Source organism: Methylocystis sp., assembly GCF_051062815.1.
In the GTDB taxonomy this organism is placed as follows: domain Bacteria; phylum Pseudomonadota; class Alphaproteobacteria; order Rhizobiales; family Beijerinckiaceae; genus Methylocystis.
Window position 1 is genome coordinate 1 of sequence record NZ_JBPFDU010000085.1, and the last position, 24,555, is coordinate 24,555.

Annotated in this window: 19 protein-coding genes and 2 pseudogenes; 9 read left to right on the top strand and 12 right to left on the bottom strand. The window is 61.7% G+C overall.

All coding sequences use genetic code 11. The features are described from left to right. From ACR65W_RS18095 to ACR65W_RS18120, 6 genes are all read right to left on the bottom strand, one after another. Positions 1-180, bottom strand: a 180-nt coding sequence (locus ACR65W_RS18095; RefSeq protein ID WP_434501382.1) for a helix-turn-helix domain-containing protein, incomplete at its 3' end; no start/stop codon positions are given. A gap of 189 nt (positions 181-369) precedes the next feature. Then, the gene (repB, locus tag ACR65W_RS18100; protein WP_434501383.1) at positions 370-1,335 is read right to left on the bottom strand and encodes a plasmid partitioning protein RepB; all 966 of its coding nucleotides are present in this window, start codon (positions 1,333-1,335) and stop codon (positions 370-372) included. A 14-nt stretch (positions 1,336-1,349) separates the two neighbouring features. Beyond that, entirely contained in the window at positions 1,350-2,564 is a 1,215-nt protein-coding gene (repA, locus tag ACR65W_RS18105; protein WP_434501418.1) for a plasmid partitioning protein RepA, read from the bottom strand. A 160-nt stretch (positions 2,565-2,724) separates the two neighbouring features. Next, positions 2,725-3,660, bottom strand: coding sequence for a DUF2493 domain-containing protein (locus ACR65W_RS18110; RefSeq protein ID WP_434501384.1), 936 nt, complete (start codon positions 3,658-3,660; stop codon positions 2,725-2,727). 493 nt (positions 3,661-4,153) lie between these two features. Beyond that, positions 4,154-4,963 carry a class I SAM-dependent methyltransferase gene (locus tag ACR65W_RS18115; RefSeq protein WP_434501385.1) on the bottom strand — a complete coding sequence of 270 codons (810 nt, stop codon included), beginning with the start codon at positions 4,961-4,963 and terminating at the stop codon, positions 4,154-4,156. A gap of 38 nt (positions 4,964-5,001) precedes the next feature. Next, positions 5,002-5,670, bottom strand: a complete 669-nt coding sequence (locus ACR65W_RS18120) for an ArsR/SmtB family transcription factor (RefSeq protein ID WP_434501386.1) — start codon at positions 5,668-5,670, stop codon at positions 5,002-5,004. 105 nt (positions 5,671-5,775) lie between these two features. Between ACR65W_RS18120 and ACR65W_RS18125 the strand changes: the two genes are divergently transcribed. The 3 genes from ACR65W_RS18125 (at position 5,776) to ACR65W_RS18135 (ending at position 8,532) form a co-directional block, all read left to right on the top strand. Then, the gene (locus ACR65W_RS18125; protein ID WP_434501387.1) at positions 5,776-6,516 is read left to right on the top strand and encodes an MBL fold metallo-hydrolase; all 741 of its coding nucleotides are present in this window, start codon (positions 5,776-5,778) and stop codon (positions 6,514-6,516) included. Further along, complete coding sequence (locus ACR65W_RS18130; protein ID WP_434501388.1) at positions 6,513-7,793, top strand: MFS transporter; 1,281 nt, start codon at positions 6,513-6,515, stop codon at positions 7,791-7,793. Before ACR65W_RS18125 ends, ACR65W_RS18130 begins: the two co-directional genes overlap by 4 nt. Before the next feature lie 115 nt (positions 7,794-7,908). Then, the gene (locus tag ACR65W_RS18135) at positions 7,909-8,532 is read left to right on the top strand and encodes a class I SAM-dependent methyltransferase (RefSeq protein WP_434501389.1); all 624 of its coding nucleotides are present in this window, start codon (positions 7,909-7,911) and stop codon (positions 8,530-8,532) included. A 15-nt stretch (positions 8,533-8,547) separates the two neighbouring features. On the opposite strand, the gene ACR65W_RS18140 is transcribed toward ACR65W_RS18135, so the two are convergent. The 6 genes and pseudogenes from ACR65W_RS18140 to ACR65W_RS18165 all read right to left on the bottom strand — a co-directional run bounded on the left by ACR65W_RS18140 (position 8,548) and on the right by ACR65W_RS18165 (position 13,495). Beyond that, on the bottom strand, positions 8,548-9,609 hold the full coding sequence (locus ACR65W_RS18140) for a DUF7146 domain-containing protein (protein ID WP_434501390.1): 1,062 nt from the start codon (positions 9,607-9,609) through the stop codon (positions 8,548-8,550). Positions 9,610-9,623: 14 nt separating this feature from the next. After that, the gene (locus ACR65W_RS18145) at positions 9,624-10,883 is read right to left on the bottom strand and encodes a strawberry notch C-terminal domain-containing protein (RefSeq protein WP_434501391.1); all 1,260 of its coding nucleotides are present in this window, start codon (positions 10,881-10,883) and stop codon (positions 9,624-9,626) included. Positions 10,884-10,906: 23 nt separating this feature from the next. Further along, positions 10,907-11,053 (bottom strand): annotated as a pseudogene (locus tag ACR65W_RS18150) (DUF7146 domain-containing protein); the annotation flags it as partial. Continuing rightward, a complete protein-coding gene (locus tag ACR65W_RS18155) occupies positions 11,050-11,385 on the bottom strand; it encodes a DUF6527 family protein (RefSeq protein WP_434501392.1) in 336 nt (111 codons plus the stop codon). The gene ACR65W_RS18155 and the pseudogene ACR65W_RS18150, both read right to left, overlap by 4 nt. Continuing rightward, complete coding sequence (locus ACR65W_RS18160; RefSeq protein ID WP_434501393.1) at positions 11,382-12,773, bottom strand: ThiF family adenylyltransferase; 1,392 nt, start codon at positions 12,771-12,773, stop codon at positions 11,382-11,384. The genes ACR65W_RS18155 and ACR65W_RS18160 overlap by 4 nt, the downstream gene beginning before the upstream one ends. Beyond that, the gene (locus ACR65W_RS18165; protein WP_434501394.1) at positions 12,770-13,495 is read right to left on the bottom strand and encodes an E2/UBC family protein; all 726 of its coding nucleotides are present in this window, start codon (positions 13,493-13,495) and stop codon (positions 12,770-12,772) included. The genes ACR65W_RS18160 and ACR65W_RS18165 overlap by 4 nt, the downstream gene beginning before the upstream one ends. Before the next feature lie 86 nt (positions 13,496-13,581). Here ACR65W_RS18165 and ACR65W_RS18170 point away from each other — a divergent pair, with 86 nt between their 5' ends. From ACR65W_RS18170 to ACR65W_RS18195, 6 genes and pseudogenes are all read left to right on the top strand, one after another. Further along, entirely contained in the window at positions 13,582-14,616 is a 1,035-nt protein-coding gene (locus ACR65W_RS18170; protein ID WP_434501395.1) for a helix-turn-helix transcriptional regulator, read from the top strand. Between the two features lie 54 nt (positions 14,617-14,670). Then, positions 14,671-17,991, top strand: a complete 3,321-nt coding sequence (locus ACR65W_RS18175; RefSeq protein ID WP_434501396.1) for a TM0106 family RecB-like putative nuclease — start codon at positions 14,671-14,673, stop codon at positions 17,989-17,991. Between the two features lie 24 nt (positions 17,992-18,015). After that, positions 18,016-19,146: a metallophosphoesterase family protein gene (locus ACR65W_RS18180; RefSeq protein WP_434501397.1), complete on the top strand. Its 1,131-nt coding sequence runs from the start codon at positions 18,016-18,018 to the stop codon at positions 19,144-19,146. 17 nt (positions 19,147-19,163) lie between these two features. After that, positions 19,164-19,373: pseudogene (locus ACR65W_RS18185) on the top strand (AAA family ATPase); the annotation flags it as partial. A 390-nt stretch (positions 19,374-19,763) separates the two neighbouring features. Further along, positions 19,764-21,821 (top strand): ATP-binding protein, encoded by a 2,058-nt coding sequence (locus ACR65W_RS18190; protein ID WP_434502989.1) that lies wholly within the window; start codon positions 19,764-19,766, stop codon positions 21,819-21,821. A gap of 26 nt (positions 21,822-21,847) precedes the next feature. Then, on the top strand, positions 21,848-24,529 hold the full coding sequence (locus ACR65W_RS18195) for an AAA family ATPase (RefSeq protein WP_434501399.1): 2,682 nt from the start codon (positions 21,848-21,850) through the stop codon (positions 24,527-24,529). The last annotated feature ends 26 nt before the right edge of the window (positions 24,530-24,555 follow it).

A 24,555-nucleotide genomic window follows, 5' to 3' on the forward strand; every position in this document is an offset into this window, starting at 1 on the left:
TCGGTCGGTGACGCCGATCGGCTCCTTGGCTTCCGTGAGCGCGCGAAACAGCCGCCATTTATGGACGACGGTCTCGGACGCGTCGGGTTTCGCCGCGAAATCTCGCGTCGCCGCCTGCGCCGCCACCATGGCGAGCGACAGTGGTCGCCGCCCGAAGGGCGTCGTTGAATGTGTGCGCATGATCCTTTGCCTCGTTCAGGCAAAAGAAATCCGCTCGCCGAAACGGCGCTGACTCTTGACAGCGATTCTCGGAAGTGTGATTCTCTCAGTCGCAACACATCGAGAAGGGCTTCCGGGCGGAAACGTTTCGGGGGCCTTTTTCTTTTGCGAGGTTCCTTCTCTTTCCAGTTGTTCTTACTCAACGATCCGCTACGCACGACGTGTGCGGAATTCCTCGTAGAGGTCGCTTAGACGCTCGACAACATAGGCGCCGAAATCCGGTTCGGCTTTCTCGTCGAAACGCAATACGGTGGCTTTGGGGTCGCGGCTAATTCGCGCCAGAGCCGCACCGTCCGGCCGCTTCCAAACCTCATCGCGAGCGGTTTTGGAGGCCTTTTCCATGGCCGCCGCAAAGGCTTTTAGAAACCGGGCATCCGAGTCGGCCGGCAAATTCGTGTCGGAAAGGACAGCTTCGACACGAATAAGCGCCTTCCGTGTGCGCACCAGTTCGGCGAGCTGTAGCCAACGCCGCCGTCCGGCCTTTGGCGCCGGACCGATCGCACGAACCAATGTTTCAGGCAGCGCTCGCATAACTGTGATCAACTTCGAAAGCTCAGTTTTGTCAGTCGAGAGGGCGGCCATGATGACGCTGCGGTCATGCCCACTATCTTCGAGGGCTTTTGCAAACAGGGCGCGCTCGATGAAAGAAAGATCCCGCCGCGCTGAATTTTCGATTCCCTGGGCAATGATCAGCTGTCGGTCATCGAGGTTGCGGACGACGGCTTTGATCTTGATTCCGAGATCTTGCGCCGCCTTTAAACGCCGATGTCCATATGCCGCTTGATAGGCGCCGCCGCGGGTTGGATGCGGCCTCACCAGAATCGGCACTTCTTGTCCGTGAGAGCGAAGCGACTCCTTGAGCACCAGAAGTTGGGGGTCGTCAGGGCCGGAAAGCCTGTCTCTAATAAACGAAACGTCGACGCATTCGGGATCCAGCTCGACCACCGCCGCGCCGGTCGCAAGCGCCTCTTGAAGCGTCCTAGACTCCTCTGCCATCCTATCGAGCGTGAGGCTCATCGTCCTCACCGGACCTGCAAGAACCCTGTCTTTGCTTTCCGCGCTAGGACGATCGGATGAGTTGGCCGCGGCCAACTTGCCCTCAAGCAGCGAGGTCAAAATGTTCCGTCGGGTCATGGAATCCGTCCCCATGTTCGAAGGATGAGCCCGAGAATTTCGCTATTAACCGCTTCGAGAGACTCGATCGCGCGGTCGTAGGTCACGCGCCCTATCGCCCCACGTTCGAGCTCATATAGCGATTGCTTCGTGAGACCCGCGTCGGCAATGGCTGTCGACTTCCAGGCGGAAGCCGCGAGAACCTCATCACCAAAAAGGCTGCGGAGAAGAGCAACGACCTGCGACTGCGGCCCGTCATGCGGCTCGTGCCGTGTGATCACATAGCGAATGAAGTCGTGGCGCAGATCGCCGCCTGCCTTTCGCACAACCGCCATCAAGTCGGAGGCCATCAGCAGGAACTGCGACATGGATGCAACGTCGACCATCTGCGGATGAATCGTAATCAGAAGCGCTGTTGCTGCGCAAAGCGCTCCGAGCGTCAGATACCCGAGCTGAGGCGGGCAATCGACCACAACGATATCGTAATCCGCCTCAATCTCAGCGAGCGCATTACCTACCCGTTCGAAGAACATGCCGCCTGGCAGCCGCGAACCTAGGGCCAAAGCCCGCGGCGTTTCATGCTCAAACTCCATTAGTTCAAGATTGCCAGGAATCAGATCAATTCCGTCGAAATAGGTCCTGCGAATGCAGTCCCGGACCGGACGTCGGACGCCGTCATATCGAATCGCCCCGTATATTGTGTCGCCTTCCTTGAGATCGAATTCGGGCTGCAAGCCCAGCATGGCCGACAGGGACGCCTGAGGATCTAGATCAACCGCAAGCACCCGAAATCCAGACAGCGCAAGATATTGGGCGAGATAGAGACATGTCGTCGTTTTGGCGGAACCGCCTTTGAAATTGACGCAGGCAACGGTTTGCATTTTCTCGCCAGCGCGACGGTGGGGCAGGACAGATAGCGCTTCACGGGGTTTCACCGTGGCGATGTGCCTGCGCAATTCATTGACTTGAGCAAGCGTGTAAGAACGTCGCCCGGACGGACTAATTTCTGGCGCAGGTCCAATCCCGTCGAGAGAAAGCTGCCGGAGGTATCCGTCCGATACGTGCAAGAGCTTCGCGGCTTCACCTGACGAAAAGGAGCGGAGTAGTTTATGGCTGTCTGGAGGGAAAAGTCGGGAGCCGAGCGCCTGAAGCTGTTCGGACAAAAGACGAGCGTGCGCGGAAATTCGCGCGTCCGAAGTTGCCGCCGTCTCGATTGTCTGCGTGTCCACGATTTTATTCCGCGATACGATTTCAGGCCAGAAATCGCTCTTCTTCCGTATCAGGAGCACGATTCGGCAGCTTGAGCAATGATTTTTGAGTAAACGATTAGTTAACGCCGTGTTGTATCAACTTCGCGACTGCATGAGTTGGCCGCGGCCAACTGGGCAGCGCTTACGCGCTGCCATTCTCGAATCGCCACACGGGAATTCCCATCTTGCGCGCCTTGTCGCCGAGGTTCTCGACGATGCCGGAACCGGGGAACACGATCACGCCGATCGGCAATGTCTCAAGCATCACATCATTGCGCTTGAAGGGCGCGGCGTTCTTGTGACGGCTCCAGTCCGGTTTGAACGCGACCTGAGGAACTTTGCGATTGTCCGCCCAGCAGGACGCGATCCGTTCAGCGCCCTTGGAGCCGCCGCCATGGAGAAGGACCATGTCGGGGTGCTTCGCATGAACCTTGTCGAGAGCTTCCCAAATCCGCCGATGATCGTTGCAGTCGGCTCCGCCGGCAAAAGCGATCCGTGGTCCGCGCGGCAAGAGCACTTGCGTCTCGGCCAACTTCTTTGCGTTCAGGAAATCCCGACTATCGATCATCGCAGCTGTCAGCGCGCGGTGATTGACCTTTGAGCCTGAGCGCGGACGCCAAGCGGAACCTGTCTCGCTCGCATAGAGTTCAGTGAGATGGTCCCGGAAGAATTCGAAGGCATTGCGGCGTTCGTTGAGCGTCAGCCCTTGCGAGATCAGCCGCTCCAGTTCGACCGAACGTATTTCCGAGCCGTCCTGTTCGGCCTGCGAGCGACGCTGCGCGGTTTCGTTGTCGTCGAGATCGCGATCGACGCGCTCCGCCTTGCGATGGAAGAGGTTGACGAAGGACCAAAGCAGATCGGGCAGGTCGGCTTCGAGCCGCGTGTTGAGAAAGAGGCTTGAAAGCGATTCGACCGCAGATTCGAGCGCTATTGACGCAATGTCGGAGGAGGGCAGGGGACGCGGGTCAGGCTCTTCGTCAAAGGGCCGATAGCCGTGAAGCGCGAGTTCGTCGAGGAGATGTGACGTCGACGATTCGTGTGGAGCGTCGTGGGGGAGGGGCGTGATTTCGACATCCATGGCTATTGCGCTTTCGCTTGTGGCCGCGCCGATTGCGGCCTAACAGCGATCTCGAGCCACGGGCGGATCGCGCCGCACCCGAAGGGCTGAAGCGCAGCGGAGGACGCTTCCCGACGACTTGTTTGGAGCGCGAGGAATGCCCGGCGCTTGAGCGTCGGGCAGGGGAAAGAAGTCGTCGGGAAGCGTTGCGGCAAGCGAGCCGCTTGTGGCGTCATCGCTGCTCTCTTAGGCCGGCGCGCGGCCCTCTCGAAGAGCGCATGCCTGAGCGCGAACAATCTATCCCTTTCCCCAAGCGGTCGAAGGGAAGGTCGAAGCAACATCTTGATTGAACGCGGCAGGCGCAACCCACTCACGCGCTTCTTGGCGCGTTCAAGGACTGGCTCAATACCGGGCGTCCTGATCGCTGCAGATCGATATGCCCGAGCATTGCCTCCCGGCCTTCTCTTTGCATTTCGCCAAATCAGCAAGGGCCGATGCCCGCGCAGTCTCGCTCCTAGCGCCGGACTCCGACCGTCAGCCAATATTCGCGCGGGACGCAGACGCCGAGTTCGTTGCGGAAGCCTTCATGGAAAGCGATGAAATCTCGCCTTAACTCTTCGCGCCGCGCCTCATCGAGGCTCTTGGCCAAAGAATGTGTCGGTCCGTAGCCCGTCGAGAACGTATTCCAGGCGGCTTCTCCACTCGGCTCGCGATAGAAAGAGGTTCCCCTTTCGAACGCGAGATCGAAATTCGCCGCGAGCAGTTCGCGAATGCGGTCCGTCCCGCCCCATTCGAAAGGCGATGGCGGCGCGAACGTGGGCGGCGGCGGCATGTACGGCTTCATGATCATGAACATCTTGAAGAGGTTGCTGTCGGACAGCCAAGTGGTCAAAGCGATGCGTCCGCCCTTTTTGCAAACTCGCGCCAGCTCGGCCGCGGCGGCTTCTGGGCGGCTGGCGAACATTACGCCGCAGGTCGATGCGACGGCGTCGAACGCGCCGTCCTCGAATGGCAGGCTCTCCGCGTCGCCGATTTGATAGTCGATGTCGAGGGTTTCGCTTTTGGCGCGCGCGATGGCGGCATCGACAAGCTTCTCGCTGATATCGACGCCTGTGACCTTCGCGCCCCTCCTCGCGAGGACGCGAGACGTCCAGCCAGTCCCGGTCGCGAGATCGAGAACGCGTTCGCCGGACTTCGGATCGAGACGCAACACGCAGTGTTCGATAGAATCGGCGATGCCGCGACTGATGGCCTCGTAATGCGCGCCGCCGGAATTCCAGACTGCGGCGGACTTCTGGTTATGCGCCTGTATTGCGCCAGTCATATTTTCCTCCCTTTTATTATTCTGTTTGCAACGTTGCTTCACGAGGAGCCGGCGACGACGGGCAAGCCTGCGGCGCGCCATTCGGGCAGGCCATCCTCCAGACAGCGGGCCTTGAAGCCGCGGCTGCGCAGCAGCGCCGCCGCCTCAAAGGAGAGCACGCAGAAGCGTCCCCGGCAGTAGGCGACGACCTCGCGCGACGGATCGAGTTCGCTGAGCCGCGCCTCCATTGCTTTCAGCGGAATGTTCACGGCGCTCGGCAAATGGCCGAGTGCAAATTCGTCTTGCGGCCGCACGTCGAGCACCGTGACCGTGCCGGCGCGGATTCGTTCGAGCAGCGCGTCGCGCGGCACGGGCTCCAGCCCGTCCCGGTCCTTGAAATAGCGGCGCATAATGCGTTCGACCTCCGCGACGTTGCGCTCCGCCAATCGCCCCAGCGCTGCCAAGAGATCGAGCACAGCTTCATCGGCAAGCCGGTAATAGACGAACTTGCCATCGCGCCTCGTGTCCACCAGGCCCGTGCGCCGCATGTGCCGCAAGTGCTGAGAAGCGTTGGCGATGGAGAGGCTGGTTTTCTGCGCCAGCGTCTCGACGCTGCGCTCGCCCTGCGCCAGCTGCTCGAGCAATTCGAGGCGATGGGCGTGGCCGAGCGCCTTGGCAAGAGTGGCGAACTCCGCGAACAGCGCCTGTTTGGGACTTCGGGTTGACATCTTGGATAACGCTCATATCATTCAAGCGATTAATTGAATGATATCCCAGGCGCTTTGTCAACACGCTCCGCGCCCGGCGCTGGGAGAGAGTAAGGAGAGACCTCCATGATCTTGCGTCAATTCCTCCACGCCAGCCCTGTTGCGGCTTCCTATCTTTTCGGCTGCGGCGGGCGCGCCGCAGCCGCGGTTGTCGATCCGGTAGGCGATATCGGTCCTTATCTGCGCACGGCGGAAGAAACCGGCATGCGAATTCTCTACGTCATCGACACGCATCTGCATGCCGATCACATCTCATCAGGCCGCGAGTTGGCTGAGGCGGCGGGCGCGCCATACGTGCTGTTTGCCGAAGCGAAAGCGGCCTTTCCTTTCCATGGGGTGCGCGACGGCGACTTTCTGGAGCTGGGCAATGTCGCGATCCGCGTGTTGCACACTCCAGGCCACACGCCCGAGCATATTTCGCTCCTCGTCACCGATCGCACGCGCGCCGACGAGCCCTGGTTCGTGCTGACCGGGCATACGCTCATGGTGGGCGATCTCGGCCGAACGGAGCTCGCGACGAACGCCGAGGAAGGCGCGCGCGTATTGTTCCGCTCGGTGCAGAGGCTCAAGGCTCTCCCCGACTATCTCGAAATCCTGCCGGGGGCCTATTCGGGCTCGGTTTGCGGACGCAGCCTGAGTGGCAAGCCAACATCAACGATCGGGTTCGAGAAACGCCACAACAAGGCGTTTCGAATCGAGAACGAAGAGGTCTTTGTCCGCGCCATGGTCACCGACATTCCGCCGCCGCCCGCGCAGGCGGCTGAAATTCGCGCGGTCAATTCGGGTTTGAAGGCAGCGGCGGAATGAGCGTGAGTGACACGGAGGCGTCCGTTCCCTCTGCCTCCAGCGTAACGCTCGGGCTGCGCGCCAATCGGCGGCAGTTCGCGCTGCTCGTTCTGATCAACGCCTTTGTCGGCGGCATGGTTGGCATTGAGCGCACGGTCGTGCCGCTGATCGGCTCGGAGGAATTCGGCATCACCTCGACGACGCTGGTGGTCTCGTTCATCGTCAGCTTCGGCGTGGTCAAGGCTTTCGCCAATCTGGTCTCGGGGCATCTCGCCGACGTGTGGGGTCGCAAGCGTGTGCTGGTCCTCGGCTGGCTGGTCGGCCTGCCGGTTCCCTTCATGATCATGTGGGCTCCAAGCTGGGGATGGATTGTCGCCGCCAATGCGCTACTCGGCGTCAATCAGGGCCTCGCCTGGTCGATGACCGTCATCATGAAAGTCGATCTCGTCGGACCGAAATCGCGGGGACTCGCCGTCGGCCTCAACGAGTTCGCGGGCTATCTCGCCGTTGGCGTCACCGCTTTTGCCACCGGCTATCTCGCCTCCGAGTATGGACTGCGGCCCGTCCCAATCTATCTCGGCGTCGGTTATGCGATCGCGGGAGCGGCGCTGTCGATCCTGCTCGTGCGCGATACGCGCGAGCATGTGCGCGCGGAAATCGGCAACCATCCCGTCGAGGCGCCCGCCATCGGCTTCCGGGAGGTGTTCGCGCTCGCCTCCTTCCGTGATCGCAATCTCTTCGCTGCGTCACAGGCCGGACTCGTCAACAATCTCAACGACGGGATGAGCTGGGGTATTTTCCCGCTGTTCTTCGCGTCCTTCGGCCTCGGCGTCGAACGGATCGGCCTGCTCAAAGCCGTCTATCCGGCGACTTGGGGCATTCTTCAGGTCGCCACTGGCCCGTTGAGCGATCGCTGGGGCCGCAAGGGCCTGATCGTCGCCGGCATGTGGGTTCAGGCCACGGCGCTGTTTCTCACGGCGGCGACGTCCCAATTTCATTACTGGCTGATCGGCAGCCTGCTTCTCGGTCTCGGTACGGCGATGGTCTATCCGAGTCTGATCGCCGCCGTCTCCGACGCGTCGCATCCTTCGTGGCGCGCGCGGTCGCTTAGCGTCTATCGGTTCTGGCGCGATCTCGGCTACGCCATCGGCGCGCTCTCCGCTGGAATCATCGCCGACTTGTTCGGAATGGCGTGGGCGATCGGAGCGATCGCGGCGGTTACATTTGTCTCCGGATTAATCGTTGCTCTGTTGATGCATGGCTCCCCGAGCCCAGCACGATCGAAGGTGATCGGGTGATGTTCGGCCCCTAAGAAAATGGAAGAGAAGACACAGAGACGGGCGGCGGGGGTGGGGGAGTGCGCGTTGGCGGCGAAGCAGCCTTGGTCAGATCACCGACTCGTTGGAGCGGGAGTTGCTCTTCGAACTTCTCGGGCCCGTCGCTGGGAAGGCGTTACTCGATGTTGGCTGCGGCGACGGCGCACTCGCTTCAGAACTTTCCCAGCGAGGCGCTGCCGTGACTGGCGTTGATCCGGATCCCGCGATGATCGGCGCCGCGCGTCGGCGAGCAGAGAAAGAAGATGTCCAACTCTGGCTCGTCGCGGGGAAATCCGAGGCGCTGCCGTTTCGAGATGGCGAATTTGACTATGTCCTAGCGGTCACGGTACTCTGCTTCGTTCCTGACGCGAAGCTGGCGATTGCGGAAATCGCTCGCGTGCTGAAGCCAGGTGGCCAACTGATCATCGGGGAGCTTGGAAGCGCAAGCCTGTGGGCAGCCTATCGCCGCATTCGCGGCTGGCTCGGCCACCCATTATGGCGAGCGGCGAGATTTCGCTCACCCGCCGAGCTTCGCCGGCTCATTGGCGGCGCAGGACTCAGCGTCCTTGAGGTGCGCGGGGCCGCCTACTATCCGCCATGCGCAGCGGCCGCGCAGCTGCTTGTCGCTGTCGATCCGTGGCTCGGGCGGCGAACAACCCTCGGAGCGGCTTTTGTCGCCATATCGGCAGCGAAGCCAGTCGACGCGAACGAAGTCGCATAACGCGATTAAGGTATCTCACGTCGCCGCGAGGTCGCTTGCGATTGCGCCTCGACGGTCTGCTCGTAGCGAAAACGGTTCGTTTGGCATCCGGTGCGTCAAGGAGATTGACGCGCCAAATCGACGCCGAAGGCGTTCCAGCTCAGTATGCTCCAGATCGCAAATTGAAATCCTTGCCTTGCGACACAATCGTTTCAACATCAACGCCCAGAACCTCAGCGCGTTCAGCAAGTTTGCGCGCGGCGTTTCGTCCGGCGCGATGATCAATCGACGCAACCCGGTCGGAAATTCCCACGCCACGAGATGCGCCGCCGAGAGCGCCGCGACCATCGGCAGATGCGGCGCAACGCTTTTCAGCGAAAGCACGGTTTCGATCCCTTCGCCGACGATGTCGAAATCGCCAATGGCGCCGAAGCGCACGCCATACCCGAGAATGGCGCCAAGTGATCGACGCGGTGATGACACGCAGGCCTTGGCGTTGTGCGCGGGATCAAGAAACGTCCGATGAATGCCCATGATCTCGCCGTCATGATTGGTGACGGCGGCGACAAGCGCCGGGAATTTTCGTGGCGGCGAGTCTGGATGTTCGCGATAGAGCAGCGCCGGATGAAAGCGCAGTGGCGCGTCATGGAGATCGGCGGTGATTTTTCGCGCGCGGAGATAGGCTTCGGCAGGCGTGCCGATAATAGAGCACGACGACGCCCAGATTTTTCGCGCGAGCACAATCGTGTCGCATCCGCCCGAATCATCATCTCCTCTCTCCATAATCGTCTCGCGCGGCGTCTTCAAAAAGCGCCGCGCCTCGTCGAGCGCGCGCCCGATGGAATCGTATCCTTCTCGCGCCGAGATCAAATCGAGCAGATCGCCATGTTCGCCCGTCGCACCATCCATCCATTTTCCGCGTGCGCCTTTACCAGAGAGCGGGCCTTTGAGACGAACGAACAGGCTGCGGCCAGCATGATTGTTGACGTCGCCGACGATCCAGTAATTTCCGGATCGTCGGCCGTTGGAGAGATAATATTTGCACACGGCCTCGACATTTTCGGGGCTGCGCGACAATTCCCGCGCGGGGCTTTCCATTGCCGCCTCCCGCCTCAAAGATTGACGCGGGTCGCGGGCGCGACGCGCATCAGCGGGTGAAGGGCGAGGAGTTTCTCGACGATCATCGGAGCGTCACCGCAAAGCGGCACAAACAGCCTCAGCTTCCAGGCGATGATTTCTGAGGTCAGGCCAAGCGCCTTCAACCGATCGACGCTCGTGTCGCCGACCCCGACGAGTTCGAGCCGGCGACGGTTCATGACGAGGGACCGCTTCAAAACGAGCCCGTCGGCGAGGATGAGACTCGCGCCGTCCTGCATGACGGCGGCAATCGCCGTCGGCGGCGCAAGGGCAGGGGCGTCGGCGCCGGAGGATTCGAGCAGCGCTGCGGCGCTCGCCGGCGATACGAGTCGGCCGATGATGCGCTCGCCCTCATCTGTTTGCAGCCGATAGACTCGCGCCGTTTCATCGGGAAGGCGGTTCCAGACCGGCAGCAGCAAGCCGGTGACCATATGAAACGCGCTCTCGGTTAGTTCGGGAATTTCAGCGACCTCCGCCTCCCAGGCCGCATGAAACGCTTTCGCACCCACTTCGCGCCAATGCGAGCGCTCCAAAGCTTCGACGGAAATCACATCTCGATGCGCCGGACGCAGCAGCCGCACGCGCGGCTGGACCGAGCCGTCGTCCAACATGAGGCCGGTCGCCGGCAGTTTGACGGCCGCGCGACCCGATTGCTCGTTGATCATCAGACGTGATTTGAGGGAGGCGGTCGCAAGCTCCAGCGCCTCGTCGAGCGAAGTGATCCTAGTCCTGTCCTTGCGGGCAAGCGTCAGCAGCTGCGTTTGCGCGCCGCTCTTGGCGTGAGAAGCGATTGTCTGACGACCCGTCACGACGAGACTTTCGGCCGTGACCGTCTCGACGCCGACATCGAAAATGCCGGCCTGCACCGCCGCTTCGATCTGAGCCTCCATCAGCTCCTCGAAGACGTCGAATAGCCGGTTCTGCAAAGCGATCGGCAAAGCGAGAATGCGATTGAGGAAGGTCGAAATCGGCGGCTGCTCCTCTTTGAATGTGCCGTCCTGATCTGTGAGATCGAGACCGGTCGCCTCCTCGAAGCGGGCTAGGGAGCAGCCCTCTAGCTTGCCCGAAAACACCAGCTGATAGAGCTGGCGCAATGCGCTGCGCCCGTAAGGCGATTCCAGATTGTCCTCGGGCCGGAACAGGCCCTGGCCGCCGGTCTGGCGCTGGCCGCGCGTGATCGCGCCGAGCGTGTCGAGGCGACGCGCGCTTTGTCGTTGCGCGAGGGATCGAGCCATGTGCGATGCACGATTTTGCGCGCTCGCAGGTATGCCTCAGCCGGCATTCCGAGGATGGGTCGCGATGCCGCCCAGATTTTCCGGGCGGTCGCGATCGTGTCGCGATTCGAAAATCGCTCATTCTGCGACGGGGCCGTCTTGCTTCGTCCAAGGTGTCGCCGATGTGTCAGTCACACCAGATAATCTTCCCCGATCGTATCCAGAAGTGCGATTTGCATCCTTCGCGCAGCCATACCGAAGGATGCAAGGACACATGCCCGCGCGCATCAACCGCAATATCCCAGCACGGTTTCACCTCCTTGAGCAGCATCATCTCCAACCGCTGCCCGCATCCACATGGACACCGCATGCCCACCGACCACTCTTCATCGCCGTCGCGCGCCAGGACGAGATTCCAGCGCGGCAGCTTCGTCGGCAACATGTCGCCGTCGACGACAAGAACGGAACGTCGGGGCAGAAGGGAGGCGACGAGTCGGCGCCACCACAAGGGTCTGCGTTTCATGCGACCCTCCTGTGCGGGGCAAGCGCGGGCAGTCCAAGCAGCGGTTCCGTTGCGCCCGTTGCCACAGGAAACCGGCTTCCGGCTGTGAACCGGCTTTCGGCGAACGTATCTTCATCGCCGTCCGCCAGCATGAAGATCGAGCGAGCGAGCGCCTCGTTCGGGAATTGACGAAACGGAAACAACCGCGCGATTAACTCGGCGACGCACGCCGACGCGGCGCGCATGTTCAGCGTGATGACTCCGGGAGCTTCCTCAGCCATTCCTTGCAAATACCCGTCTGCAATTTTTCTCGAAAGCGCGTGCGGTGCAACGCGCGCGAGGTATTCAGCTTCGAGCAATGCGGCTTCGTAAACGCCGCGATCCATAAGGCTCGATCCGCCGGGGTAGACATAATCCACCCGCCCATAGGCCTCTGTGATACGGCGACCTCCATCCGGTGCCGCCTCGGTCGGGATGGCAACGCCGACGTCGAATAGCGGCATGGCAAAAGACGCGCTCAGGCGGTCCGCGATATGGCGGCCTTCTGCCGTATCGACGCACGAGAAAAGCACGTCGGCATTCGCAGCGGTCAAAATGGCCTCGCGCGTTGAAATGGAGCTTGTTACCGGCTCGACGTGGCAATCGGGCCGATAGCGGCGGATCGCATCGGCAAACATCTCCGCCTTGTTAGAACCGATGTCCGCGGTTGAGGCGTTAAGGACCCGATTGAGGTTGCGCTCTTCCAGCTTGTCGAAATCGACGAGAATGATTTCGCCAACGCCGAGGCGGGCAAGCTGTTCGGCGACGATCGAGCCTGTTCCCGACACGCCGACGACGCATACGCTGAGGCGCCGAAGCCAGGCGCGCATGCCGCTGGCGAAGGCCATGGGTGGCGGCGCGGGACCGCCGGCCGTCGCGTCATCGTCCCACCACGTCCGGATGTCCGTGCCGGCCATCATCACGAGGTCAATTGCCGATGGGGCGTCGTCTTTCTCGTAGACGCGGGCGCGCGTGGGTCCGCCCGGAATCATGATGGCCGATCCGGCCATCCGCTCCGTCCCGTGCCGGAGAGCGCTCATCAAAGTGTGGTCGCTGTCATCGTCGGTACCCGAAAATGCATAGAGCCCGCCGGGATGCGAATGGACGGCCATGACGACGTCGCCCCGCAGCGCCGCACGGTCAATGGCCGTTTCCACATATTCGCCCGGCCAGGTGAGGAAATCGCGCCGGCGGGTGCACCGGTCGTAAGGCACGGGAATGACCTCGCGGCCGAGCAGCTTTTTCCGCCGCCTGCCGGTCTCTGCACACAACAGCAAGGCGGCAGCTTCCAAGCCATCACCTGGAAAAAGATGTTGGCGCAGTTGGTCGGCGATCGGTTGCGGGAGCACCAGGGTGAAGGATCGCTTCATTGGCCGACTTCGCGGCGCAACGACTCGTCGACGAGCGCGAGGTGCGTCGCCAGCGTGTCGCGTGCCGCGTCCCACGAACGGTGCCGCGACCAACGCTGAAAGGGCCGAGCGGTAATCGTTTCCATTTGCTGGGTTTGCGCGATGGCGCCGCCGCTCTGGAGCGCGAGAGCCGGATGGCAATAGAACATGTCGAGCTGGGCGCCGGGGTAGGCAACGGGCACTTCAATCGCAATGTCCGCCGCCGGCGCGCTGTAGCCGGGCGGCAAAGGATAGCCCTGAACGATCAACCAGCGGCGGCCACCATCGACAAGAGTCTCCCAATGCAGGCCGAGATGATCTAGATGTTCTTCGTCCTGCGGCAACATCGCGAAGTCGGCGCGCAACTTCACAGCCGTTTCTCCGTTGTTGATCTGCCGCGGCGTCAGTCGCAACTTTTCGATGCCCCTGTGCCGCAAATCGATAACGTAGGAGAGATCGACCTCCTTCTTAGCCTCCCCGGCGATTTTGAGGATGATGATCCAGGGCGTATCCGGGCTGAAGCCCGCTTGCCTGATCGCCTCCCGCACGGTGATTTCGGGACGCGGCGATTCGATCACGACACCCTGAACATTGAGCTTCCACGGACCATGGTGATAGTGATGTCCGTCTTCGCCATGGTAATGGTGCGCGTGATGTTCTCGATGCCCGCCTTTGTCTGGCGTGCCCGCGTGTTCATTGTTCATTCCGTTTCTCCATAACTTGCAGATTGGCTTGACGTTTCCGGCGACCTTCGCCGGCGGGTGGACTTTAGGGGTGGGATACGTCAGAATTGGACGCACCTCTCATGCGGTTCGACAAGACCAGAAAAATCCTCGAACTCGCCCGCGCGCTTGCGAGCAGCGCCACAGGCATGACTTTGGACGAAATGTGCCGCGTGACCGGTTGCTCCCGCCGCACCGTCGAGCGCATGCGCGACACCATCCGCGACGTGTTTCCGCAGATGGAGGAAATCCAGGATCACCCGACGAAGCGCTTCCACATCCCGAAGGGGCTCGACGGCTTCTTTCAGGACCCGACGACGGACGAGCTGAGCGATCTCGGCGTCGCGATTGCGACGTTACGCGATGCAGGCGCGACGGCGCGTGCTCAATCCTTGGGGTCGCTGGCGACAAAAATCCGCGCAGCGATGCGGCAGGGTCGCCGGCGAACCGCCGAAACGGACGTGGAGGCGCTGTTACGCGCCGAACGCATCGCCGTACAGGCCGGGCCGAGGCCGACGGAAGACCCTGTCGTCTTGACGGTTCTTCGTCAGGCGCTGCTCGGCATGAAAATGCTGCACTTCACCTATTATGGGGGATCGAAGCCGGGCGCTTCACGCAAGGTGGTCCCGTACGGGATCATCTTCGGGCGCATGAATTATCTCATCGGCGCCGATGCCGGCGCGACCAAGCCGAAGCATTGGCGGCTCGACCGCGTTGATAATCTCGAAGCTCTCGACGAAGCTGCGGCACCCCCGGACGATTTCGACCTTGCTGCATTTGCCAACACGGCGTTCGCTTATTTCGAAGGACCGCAGGAAAATGTCGTCCTGCACGTCCTTCCGGGCGGCATGGACGATTTCAAGAATTATCGTTTTCATGCGAGTCAAACCGTGGAAGACCACCCCGAGGGCGGCGTGATCGTGCGCTTTCGCGCCAGCGGCATGCTCGAATTGGCTTGGCACCTCTTCACCTGGGGCAACAAGATCGAAATCGTCGAACCGGTTTCGCTGCGCCAGCAGATGATTACGGAATTGCGGGTTGCGCTTGCCCATCATGAAGAACCTCTGCGTTTTTCGTACACCGTAAACGCCAAAGCCTCGTAGCTAGTGTCCCGGCTGCGTCCATTTTTGTCGTAACGCTTCGCTATCGTAAATTTCATGCATCCGCTCTCCGCCTCGCGCCTTAACGACTTTCTTGGCTGTCCTCACCAGGCCACCCTTTGGCTCGCCGGCATCAAGCCCGACGACGAGGCTGATGCGACGGTACAACTCGTTCGCGATAAAGGTTTCGAACATGAAGCGGCGGTCCTCGCGCAACTCGAAAAGCAGTACGGGTCCGTCGCGTGCATTCCGTCGGACAGCAGCCTCGCTGACCGCGTCCACCGGACGCGCGAAGCGATCGCGCGGGGCGCGCCGCTCATCTATCAGGGCGCCCTGGTTCACGGCGCATGGCTCGGTTACCCAGACTTTCTCGTGCAAGACAGCGCGGTGCAACCGCCAAGCCTCCAACCCGAAGACGCCAAACTCGCGCGACGCGCCAAGGGCGAACACGTTCTGCAACTCGGAATCTATGCGGAATTGCTCGAAACGCTGTTCGGGGTACCGGTGCAAGGCGGCGCGATCCACGTCGCGGCGGGCGATCCGGTACGCTTCGATCTTCGCCGGACCCGCTACATTCTGAAGCGGCTGATGCGCAGTTTCGAGCAATTCGTGGCCAATGAATCGCGCGTGACGAAACCCCAGCCTTGTGCGGCGTGCGCGCAATGCGACTACAAGCTGCGCTGCGAAGCCGAATGGCGTGATGCCGACAGCCCGTTTTTTGTTGCGGGCGTCAGCGGGGCCCAGATCACAAAACTGGCCGCTGCCGGTGTCCATACCCTTTCACAGCTGGCGGAGCTTTCGCCCTCCGCAAGAATTGAGGGCATAGGTACGGAGACAGTCGCGAAGCTATCCGCGCAAGCACGGCTCCAAGCCGAGGCCCGGACGAACGGCAAGCACGCCTTCGAACTTTTGGCGCATTCGCGGGGCCGCGGCTTCGCAATGCTGCCGGCGCCCGATTACGGCGATTTGTACTTTGACATGGAGGGCGATCCGCTCGCCGGCGATGGTCTTGAATATCTTTTCGGCATCTACGGGCACATCGGGGAAACCCGCGACCCGGAGTTCCAACCGATCTGGGCTCATAACCCGGCGGAGGAGAAAGCCGCATTCGAGACCGCGATGCGTCTCTTTGTGGATCAGATCAAGCGGTCCCCCGGCGCGCATATCTATCACTATGCCGCCTACGAGCCTACGGCGCTGAAGCGCCTCGCGATGCGTTACGCGACGATGGAGGCCGAACTCGACCAGCTCTTGCGCGAGCGCCGGTTTGTCGACCTTTATCGTGTGGTCGCTCAGGCGTTGCGGGCATCAACCGAAAGCTATTCCATCAAGCACCTTGAAGCTCTTTACTGGAGGGAGCGCACCGGCGAGGTAAAGACGGCTTCTGCCAGTATCGTCGAATACGAGCGGTGGTGCCTGAAGAAAGACAACACCATCCTCGACTCCATCGCGTCCTATAACAAGGACGACTGCGTATCGACGGCGCAATTGCGGCAGTGGCTGGAAGGGCTGCGCCCTCCGGGCATCCATTTGGAAATCGTCGACGACACGACGGCCGAAAGGCGCGAACAGTCGGCCGAGCGCGCCCAACTGGAAGCCCGTAAACAGGCTCTCGCTGCCAGCGTGCGCGCTTCCGGACAAGGCGATGCACGCGTGCGCGACCTCGTGGCCGAATTGCTCTGGTTTCATCAGCGCTCGCAGAAGCCGGGATGGTGGGCCTTGTTCGAGCGGCAGGCTTGGTCCGAAGATGAATTGGTAGACGATGCCGAAAGCCTTGGAGGCCTCCAGCTCGACGCCGCAACGCCGCCCGTCCAAGTCAAGAAATCGTTCGATACAGCCTATATTTTTCCGCTGCAGGACACCAAGCTTAAGATCGGCGATGCTCCAAGGATTGCCGAAACGCTTGGCTACGCGGGCAGCATTGTCGATCTTTCGGCCGAGAACGGGCGGATTGTCCTTCGCCGTGGCATGAAAGCGGCGAATCTTCCGGCGCGCTTCAGCCTCGTTCCCGCGCCGATCAATCTGCAAGCCGTGCCCGATGCCGTGCTTGCGTTTGCCGAACGGTTTGCAAACGGTCCCTCGCAAGCGGACCAGGCCTTGCTCGATATCTTTATGCGCCGAGCGCCGCGCCTGAACGGGCGCACAGCCGGAGCGCCGGTGCGCAATCCGGGCGAGCCTTTGACGGAAGCCGTCATACGCGCCGTCATAGACCTCGACCATAGCTATCTTTTCATTCAGGGGCCTCCGGGCACCGGCAAGACCTACACGTCCGCGCAGGCCATCGTCGCTTTGCTGCGCGCCGGCAAGCGCGTCGGCATTTCGTCGAATTCGCATAAAGCGATCAATAAGCTTCTTGGTGAAGTCGAGACGCGTGCCGCCGAGTCCGGTTTCCGTTTTTGCGGCGCCAAGAAGGGCAACAAGGACGCGCCCGAGACGGAATTCGACAGCATCAATATAGCAACGGTTTTTGACTCGAAGGCGGTCGCGGCGCAGCACCGGCTGGTCGGCGGCACGGTGTTTCATTTCTGCCGTGACGATCAACGCGGCGCGTTTGACTATCTGTTTGTCGATGAGGCGGGGCAGGTTTCGCTCGGCAATCTGGTCGCCATGGCCGGCGCCGCCGCGAACATTGTGCTGGTCGGCGATCAAATGCAGCTTCCACAGCCGGTTCAAGGCGTACATCCGGGCGAAACAGGCCTGTCCTGCCTCGAACACCTTCTTGAGGAAAAGGCTACCGTGCCGGAAGATCACGGAATCCTCCTGAACGAAAGCCGGCGCCTTCACCCGACCCTTTGCGCGTTCATATCGGAGGCCGTCTACGACGGTCGCCTGAAAGCGCATGCGTCCACTATCGAGCGCCATCTCGCGCTTCAAATCGGTGCAACGAGCGCGCTACGCCACGCTGGGCTTTCGTTTGTTCCGATCGCACACGCCGGGTGCACGCAATCGAGCCGCGCCGAAGCCGACGCAATCGCGCAGCTTGTCAGCGAGCTCAGAAACCAAAGAATAAGTCGCAGTGGAAAGGAGTCACCGCTTACGCTCGACGACATTTTGATTGTCGCGCCGTACAACCTTCAGGTGAACCTTTTGAAGCAGGTCTTGCCGGAAGGCGCGCATGTCGGCACAGTCGACAAGTTCCAGGGGCAGGAGGCGGCCGTCGTCATCGTTTCCATGACGACCTCGAAAGGCGTGGATGCGCCGCGCGGAACGGAATTCCTGTTCAACCCAAATCGGTTCAATGTCGCGATTAGCCGCGCACAATGCCTCGCCATTGTCGTTCATGGCCGCGATTTGCTGGAGGGTTCCTGGACCAAGATCGAGGATCTCCGGCGGCTTAATCTTTTCGCGCACGCCGAGTCCGTCGGCTTGGCGAAGTAAAGGGATGCGAGGGGGCTGGGGGACGTGCGCTTCATACACACCGCAGACTGGCAGATCGGCAAGGTCTTCAAACAATTCGGCAGCAAGGAAGAAGCGCTGCGGCAAGCTCGCCTCGCGGCGATCGAGCGCCTTGGTACGTTGGCGCGATCGCACGGCGCTTCGCACATCCTGGTTGCGGGCGACATCTACGACAATGAAGCGCCGAATGTCATTACGCTCCGCGCGCCGATTGAGCGGATGAAGCCGTTCACGGACATTCACTGGCATCTCCTTCCCGGCAATCACGATCCGCACCGCCCGGAAGGCTTATGGAATCGCGTGGCCCAGCTCGGCCTGCCTCCGCACATCCATGTCCATCTGAAACCGGAACCCATTCCCTTATCGGACGGCGCTTTTCTTCTGCCGTCGCCGCTCCTTCGCAAAAGTGAATACAGCGACCTGACGGACTGGATGGACAGCGCGGCAACGCCGCCGGGTGCGTTGCGCATCGGGCTTGCGCACGGCGGCGTCATCAATTTCGCCAGCGAAGGCGAAGCCGCCAATCCCATTGACGCCACGCGCCCTGCCAAAGCCGGTCTGGACTATCTTGCTTTGGGGGATTGGCACCGCACCTGCCAAATCAGTCCCGCCGTCTGGTACGCCGGGACTCCGGAACCGGATCGCGCCGGCGGCCAGGAACGCGGCGCCGCCCTACTGGTCAACGTGCAAGGACATGGATCGCCGCCATCCGTCACGCCCCTGTCGACCGGCACGTACCGTTGGTTGACCCGGACAGAGAAGCTTACGGATGGAGGCGAGCTTGCCGACATCGATCAGCGTCTTCGCGCCGAGCAAGATCTATCGCGGCTCATCCTACGCCTTCGCCTCGAAGGGACCCTTCCGCTTGCCGCTCATGCCGAACTTCAACGCCGCCTTGTCGATCTTGAAGCGGCGGTGTTCCAGCTGGATGCGGATCAGGCGGCGCTCGCCGTTCGTCCGACGCAGGCCGATCTTGAATCCATCGATTTCGATGGCGTGCTCCGCCGATCTGCTGACCGTCTCAAGACGCTGGCGGATGACGTGACCCAGGCTCCCGAACTACGCCGCCGCGCTGAAGAAGCCTTGATCGAACTCTATCTGCGCGCCGTCGCGCGACAACCTCGCGAGGCCGCCTGATGTTGATCAAGGGACTCATGGTGGAAGGAGTCGGTCGCTTTGCGAAGGCGACGCGCATCGAGGGCTTCAACGACGGCGTCAACGTTCTGGCGGCCGGCAACGAGGCCGGCAAGTCAACCTTGTTCCGGGCCATTCGCACTTGCCTCTTTGCGCGCCACGACAGCAAGGGCCAGGATATCCGGGACCTGTCCGCGGACGACAGCCAGTTGCCCGCCACTGTCGAACTCATCTTCGAGCATGACGGCCGTTCCTACATCATCAAGAAATCTTTTCTGCGTTCGGCGAGCGCCGTCCTCATGGAAAACGGACGCGAAATCGCCCGGTCCAAACAAGCCGACGAGGCCGTCTGGGACTTGCTTGGCGTCAGTCCGGGCAGTGGCAGAACCGTCGATGACGGCGCATTTGGCGTGCTGTGGGTAGGACAAGGATCATCCTTTGGCATTCCGGCGCCGGGACCGGTCGCATCGTCGGCTCTCAATACTGCCATTGAATCCGAAGTCGGCGCTCTCATCGGAGGCGAACGTGCTCGGCAGACCGTTGAGGACATCAACGCCGAATTGCGGCGCTCGCTCACGGAGACCGACCGCCCGAAGAGCGACGGACCATTGCACCGAGCCATGCGCGACGTGGAGCAGTGGCGCGCGACCGAAACGGAAGCCTGCGCCAAGCTCAACGCCCTTGAACAGCAGTTTGCGGAACTCGCCCAGCTCCGGGAACGCCACCGGGATTTGACGGACCCAACCATCGCCCATCAACTCCGGAACGAATTGGTCGAAGCCAAGGAGAGCCTCGACGTCGGCCGGCTGTCCGCGCAGGAAGTCCGCCGCCTCGAAGCCGAGGAAAACAGCGCACGGCGTGCGCTCGACGCCGCCGCGCAGCGACTCAAGCAGCACCGCGACATCACGGGCCGCATCGACGCAAGCCGGCGCACGGAAAAGGCCTTAGCTGAGGGCCTTCCCGCACAGCGGGCGCGCGAGGAGGAAGCCAAGGTCGCTCTGCTACATACGCAGGAGCAACTCGCCGAACTCGAAGCCCAGGCACGATTGCTCGCCGTGCAGGAACAGAAACTCGGCAAGCTCTCAAACGCTATCGTCCGCGCGACGGCCAAAGACGACCTCGCCCGTCGGCTTGCGGCGCTTGAACGGGCCTCAAAGGACCTGACGCAGATCAATGCTGAAATCGCCCACATCGCCGTCAAGCCGAAACATATGGACGATCTGGACGAACTTGAAAGAAAAATCGCGAGCCTTGACGCGCAGCTCTCTGCGGCGGCCGCCCAGCTTACGGTTGAGATCAGCCCCTTGGGCGAAGGGCATGTTCGGATCGGTCCGCTGGAACCGAAGGGTACGCACACCGCCGCCGTCCTTGAGCTGACCAAGATCGCCGTCGGCGACCTTGCGGTTATCACCGTGATGCCGGCTCCGAGCGCTCGGCATGACGAGCGCCGGTCTCTGGACGACGAACGATCGTCGTTGCTCGCCTCGCTCGGCGTCGCCAACGCTGCCGATGCGCGCGCCATGCTATCCAAACGCCGCGAACTAGAGGCGAACCGCAAAGGCGTTCTTGCGGAGCTGAAGACTCTTGGCGTTTCGGACGACCCGGCACCAATCCTTGCGCAAACCAAAAAAGCGCTCGCCGAAATCGATGCGGTGATCGAAGCCGCGCTGTCCGACACGCAGCACGATCGGCTTCCCGGCATGAGGGAGATCGAGGTCGGCAAGCTCGAATTGGAGCAGAAGCGCAACCAGCTCGATGCCCGCCGCGCGAGCCTTGAGCAGACGCGCGATCAGCAGCAAGAAGCTGTGGCAGACGCGCGTGACAAGCGAAGCGGTGCCGAATCCCAGCTTCAGCTTGTTCGCAAGACCATTGATGAAAACATCGCCCTGTGCCCTGACACGGAACGGGCCGCACGCGAAGCGTCGCTCGTTGCTGAGGTGACTGGGGCCGAAACCGTCCATCAGAACGCTGCCGCCATCCTCGACGCGAAACGGAGCTCGGCAGCGGATGCCGCCGAGATCGAACGAAGGGAGGCGCGCTGCCAGCGCCTAGAACAGGCCCTTGAAAACCGGAAGAACGACCTGATCGCGCTTGAGCGCGAAATCGGGCGTTTGACTGGCCAGATTCAAACGGCGGGGGGCGATGGCGTCGGCGAAGTCATGGCTGCCGCGCACGAAAACCGTGCGCTAGCCGAGCGCGAATTGGCGCGCGTCGAAGAACGGATCGCCACGCTCAAACTGCTGCGCGACACCATAACCGGCTGCCTGACCGAGGGCCGCGAGCGCTACTACGAACCCGTGCGGCGGCATTTGCGCCCTTACCTCAACGACCTTTTTCCCGGTTCAGAACTCGAGCTGGGAGACGGTTTTTCCATTACGGGCATACTCCGCGATCGTGCCGAAGCGTTCACGCGCCTGTCCGACGGCACGCAGGAACAAATCGCCGTCTTGGTGCGCCTTGCCATGGCGTCCATGCTCTCCGAGCGAGGGCAATGCGTCCCGGTGATCCTCGATGATGCCCTTGTCTATTGCGACGACGACCGCATCAAACGGATGTTTGACGCTCTCAGCCGCGCCGGCAAGAGCCAGCAGGTAATCATCCTGACTTGTCGGCTCCGCACGTTCGCGCCGCTCGGCGGCCATACGCTGCGCCTGCAATTTCCGGCCGAAGCAATCTAACAAGCAAATGTTTCGCGGGGGCACCGATGGCACACAAAGACTTGTTGGATTGGGCAGCGAAACAACCGGAATGGACTCAAGACGCGCTGCGACGCCACGCGCTCGCGCAGAATTTCGAGTTGGACGCCAACGGCAAGGCCGAGGTGGTCAAGCGCGTGCGGCGCGCCGCAGGCATCGGCGATGACGATTGCACGCACGAGCCTTTCACCGCCGAGCATCTTCAGGGAACCGGTGCAGTCGGGCCGCGCACGCTGCTTGTGTCGCTTGGTTCGGTCAAGAACCTTGCGCGGCTCGCGGCAAACCAGACACTGAGCTTCGCCATTGATGGCATCACGCTGATCTACGGCGACAACGGCACCGGCAAGAGCGGCTACTGCCGTATCACGAAGAAGCTCTGTCGGAGCCTTACGTCGGAGGAGTTGATCGGCGACGTGTTTACCGGCGACGCCAAGCCGCCGGCCGAAGTCCAGGTGCGCTACCTACGCGATGGCGACGAGCAGCCGACGGCGGAAACATGGCAGGACGGTACGCCCCCGCCGTCCGCGGTCGCCAACATATCCGTCTTCGATTCGCGCAATGCGCGCCTCTACGTCGATGCCGAGAACAAGATCGGGTTCCTGCCTCGCGAGGTCGCGTTGCTCGAACAATTTGCCCATCATTGCGGCGACATGGACAAGGCCTTCGACGTTGAGATCAAGGCCCTGAACGCGCGCATCAAGACCCCCTTGCCGGCCGGCTATGCGCCGGGCGGCGGCATCGCGAAGCTGTTCCAGCGCTTGCAGCCCAAGTTCGCCTTGCCGACCGCCGACGAAATCCGGCAGGCGGCGGCGTGGACGGGCAAAGACCAGGCGGAGCTGGAGGCGCTGGAAAAGGCGTTGGCGCAAGACCCGAACGCGCTTGCGGACCGCTACCGCCACGCCGCGTCGGTCCTGAATTCCTATCTGGCCGATCTTGCCGCCATCGAGAGTCGGCTTGCACCCGCGATTGTGACAAATCTGACGCGCTTGTCGGACGAAGCTCGATCGAGCGCTGCGGCAGCGGCGCTTGCTGCGTCGGAACAATTCAAGGACGAACCGCTCGCGGATGTCGGCTTACCGCCTTGGCGGCGGATGTACGATTACGCACGCGAGTACATCCAGTCAATTGCTCCGGAAACGGACTCCCTTCCCGCTGAAGAAGGCGATGCCTGCGCGCTGTGCCAACAACCGTTATCGGCGGCCGCGAGCACGCGCATGCAACGTTTTGCGGCGTTTATCGGGGATAAGGCCTCGAAAGCAGCGGAAGCCGCCCAACTGGCTTTGCGCCAGGAGCTGGCTGAATTCCAGAAATTGCACATTCCGAAGCGGCGTGATGCCGACAACGCTCTCGCGGATTATCGCAAAATCAGCGAGCAGACCGAGAAGACGGTGGCGGCTATCATCGGCTTTCTGGATCAGGCGGAAACGCGGCGGGCCAAGATTGTCGAAACCGCCGGGACCGGCGACTTTTCCAAGATCGGCGATCCGCCCGAGGCCGTCAGCCCAACCATCCCGATCGACGTCGCGGCCTTGGAAGCGGCGGCGGCCGGGTACGAAAAGGCGGCCGCCAGCGATGGCCAGCAGCGCACCGCTGACCGTGCGCGCCTGTCGGAACTCAAGGATGGCAAGAAGCTCTCCGAAGACCTTGATACCGTGCTGGCCCGGCTCGCCGACCTGGGGACTCTGGCGAAGCTGACCAAGTGCCGCGAGCTAGTGAACACGAAGCAGGTCTCGCTTCAGATCACGGCGCTGCGCCGCGAGCTTGTCACGGCCGACCTCGAAAAGCGGATTGCCGCGGAAATCGATGCCTTCGACCTGACGCATTTGCCGTTTCGCGTTTCGGATCGCAGTTCAGGGGGGCAAAGCTATTTTGCCGTTGGCTTGCAGACTCCGGTGGGCGTCGCCAACGACCGCGTGCTCAGCGAGGGCGAGCAGCGGGCCCTGGCTCTGGCTTGCTTCCTCGGAGAATTGGGCGGTGATACGGCCAACCATGGCCTCGTCATCGACGATCCGGTGTCGTCGCTCGATCATTTGCGCATCCGGCGGGTTGGTCAGCGCATTGTGGCTGAGGCCGCGAAAGGACGGCAGATTGTCGTCTTCACCCACAATCTTCTCTTTTATAACGAGGTTTCCGAAACCGCGGCTCAAGCGGACCCACCAATCCCGGTTGCGCGGCGCGTGGTAACGAAATCGGCTGCCGAGGGATTCGGCGTTATCTCCGACAAGGATGAGCCGTGGATCGCACAGAGGGTCAACGAAAGGATCACGAGGTTGCGCGACCGCCTCAAGAAGAAGATCGAAGGTCGAAGCGATTTCGGCAGCGACGACTATCGCAGCGCCGTGAAGGATTTCTACACCGACCTCCGCGAAACATGGGAGCGTCTGGTCGAAGAAATCCTGCTTGGAAAGGTCGTCGAGCGCTTCAATACCGGCGTAAAGACGCAAAGCCTGAAAGGGGTCATCGTGGATGACGAGGATTACAAGAAAATCTTTTGGGCTATGAAGCGCGTTTCCGAGCGGTCGGGTCACGATATGGCGGCGGCACGCAATGCGCCTGTTCCCAAACCTGATGATCTTAAGGCGGACCTGAAAGCTATCGACGAGTATCGTCTCGCGGTCGATAAGCGGCGCCAAGAGACCGAAAACCGCAGGAAGGAATACGAGAAGCCGCCGAAGGCCACGACACTCTGAGAAGTGTCGCTGCGGGGTGCGCGTCC

What these genes read in the sequence shown, in the direction of transcription:
- ACR65W_RS18110 (WP_434501384.1), bottom strand. Translation starts at nt 3,660, where the DNA reads ATGGATGTCGAAATCACGCCCCTCCCCCACGACGCTCCACACGAATCG.
- ACR65W_RS18115 (WP_434501385.1), bottom strand. Translation starts at nt 4,963, where the DNA reads ATGACTGGCGCAATACAGGCGCATAACCAGAAGTCCGCCGCAGTCTGG.
- ACR65W_RS18120 (WP_434501386.1), bottom strand. Translation starts at nt 5,670, where the DNA reads ATGTCAACCCGAAGTCCCAAACAGGCGCTGTTCGCGGAGTTCGCCACT.
- ACR65W_RS18125 (WP_434501387.1), top strand. Translation starts at nt 5,776, where the DNA reads ATGATCTTGCGTCAATTCCTCCACGCCAGCCCTGTTGCGGCTTCCTAT.
- ACR65W_RS18130 (WP_434501388.1), top strand. Translation starts at nt 6,513, where the DNA reads ATGAGCGTGAGTGACACGGAGGCGTCCGTTCCCTCTGCCTCCAGCGTA.
- ACR65W_RS18140 (WP_434501390.1), bottom strand. Translation starts at nt 9,609, where the DNA reads ATGGAAAGCCCCGCGCGGGAATTGTCGCGCAGCCCCGAAAATGTCGAG.
- ACR65W_RS18145 (WP_434501391.1), bottom strand. Translation starts at nt 10,883, where the DNA reads ATGGCTCGATCCCTCGCGCAACGACAAAGCGCGCGTCGCCTCGACACG.
- ACR65W_RS18155 (WP_434501392.1), bottom strand. Translation starts at nt 11,385, where the DNA reads ATGAAACGCAGACCCTTGTGGTGGCGCCGACTCGTCGCCTCCCTTCTG.
- ACR65W_RS18160 (WP_434501393.1), bottom strand. Translation starts at nt 12,773, where the DNA reads ATGAAGCGATCCTTCACCCTGGTGCTCCCGCAACCGATCGCCGACCAA.
- ACR65W_RS18165 (WP_434501394.1), bottom strand. Translation starts at nt 13,495, where the DNA reads ATGAACAATGAACACGCGGGCACGCCAGACAAAGGCGGGCATCGAGAA.
- ACR65W_RS18175 (WP_434501396.1), top strand. Translation starts at nt 14,671, where the DNA reads ATGCATCCGCTCTCCGCCTCGCGCCTTAACGACTTTCTTGGCTGTCCT.
- ACR65W_RS18190 (WP_434502989.1), top strand. Translation starts at nt 19,764, where the DNA reads ATGCGCGACGTGGAGCAGTGGCGCGCGACCGAAACGGAAGCCTGCGCC.
- ACR65W_RS18195 (WP_434501399.1), top strand. Translation starts at nt 21,848, where the DNA reads ATGGCACACAAAGACTTGTTGGATTGGGCAGCGAAACAACCGGAATGG.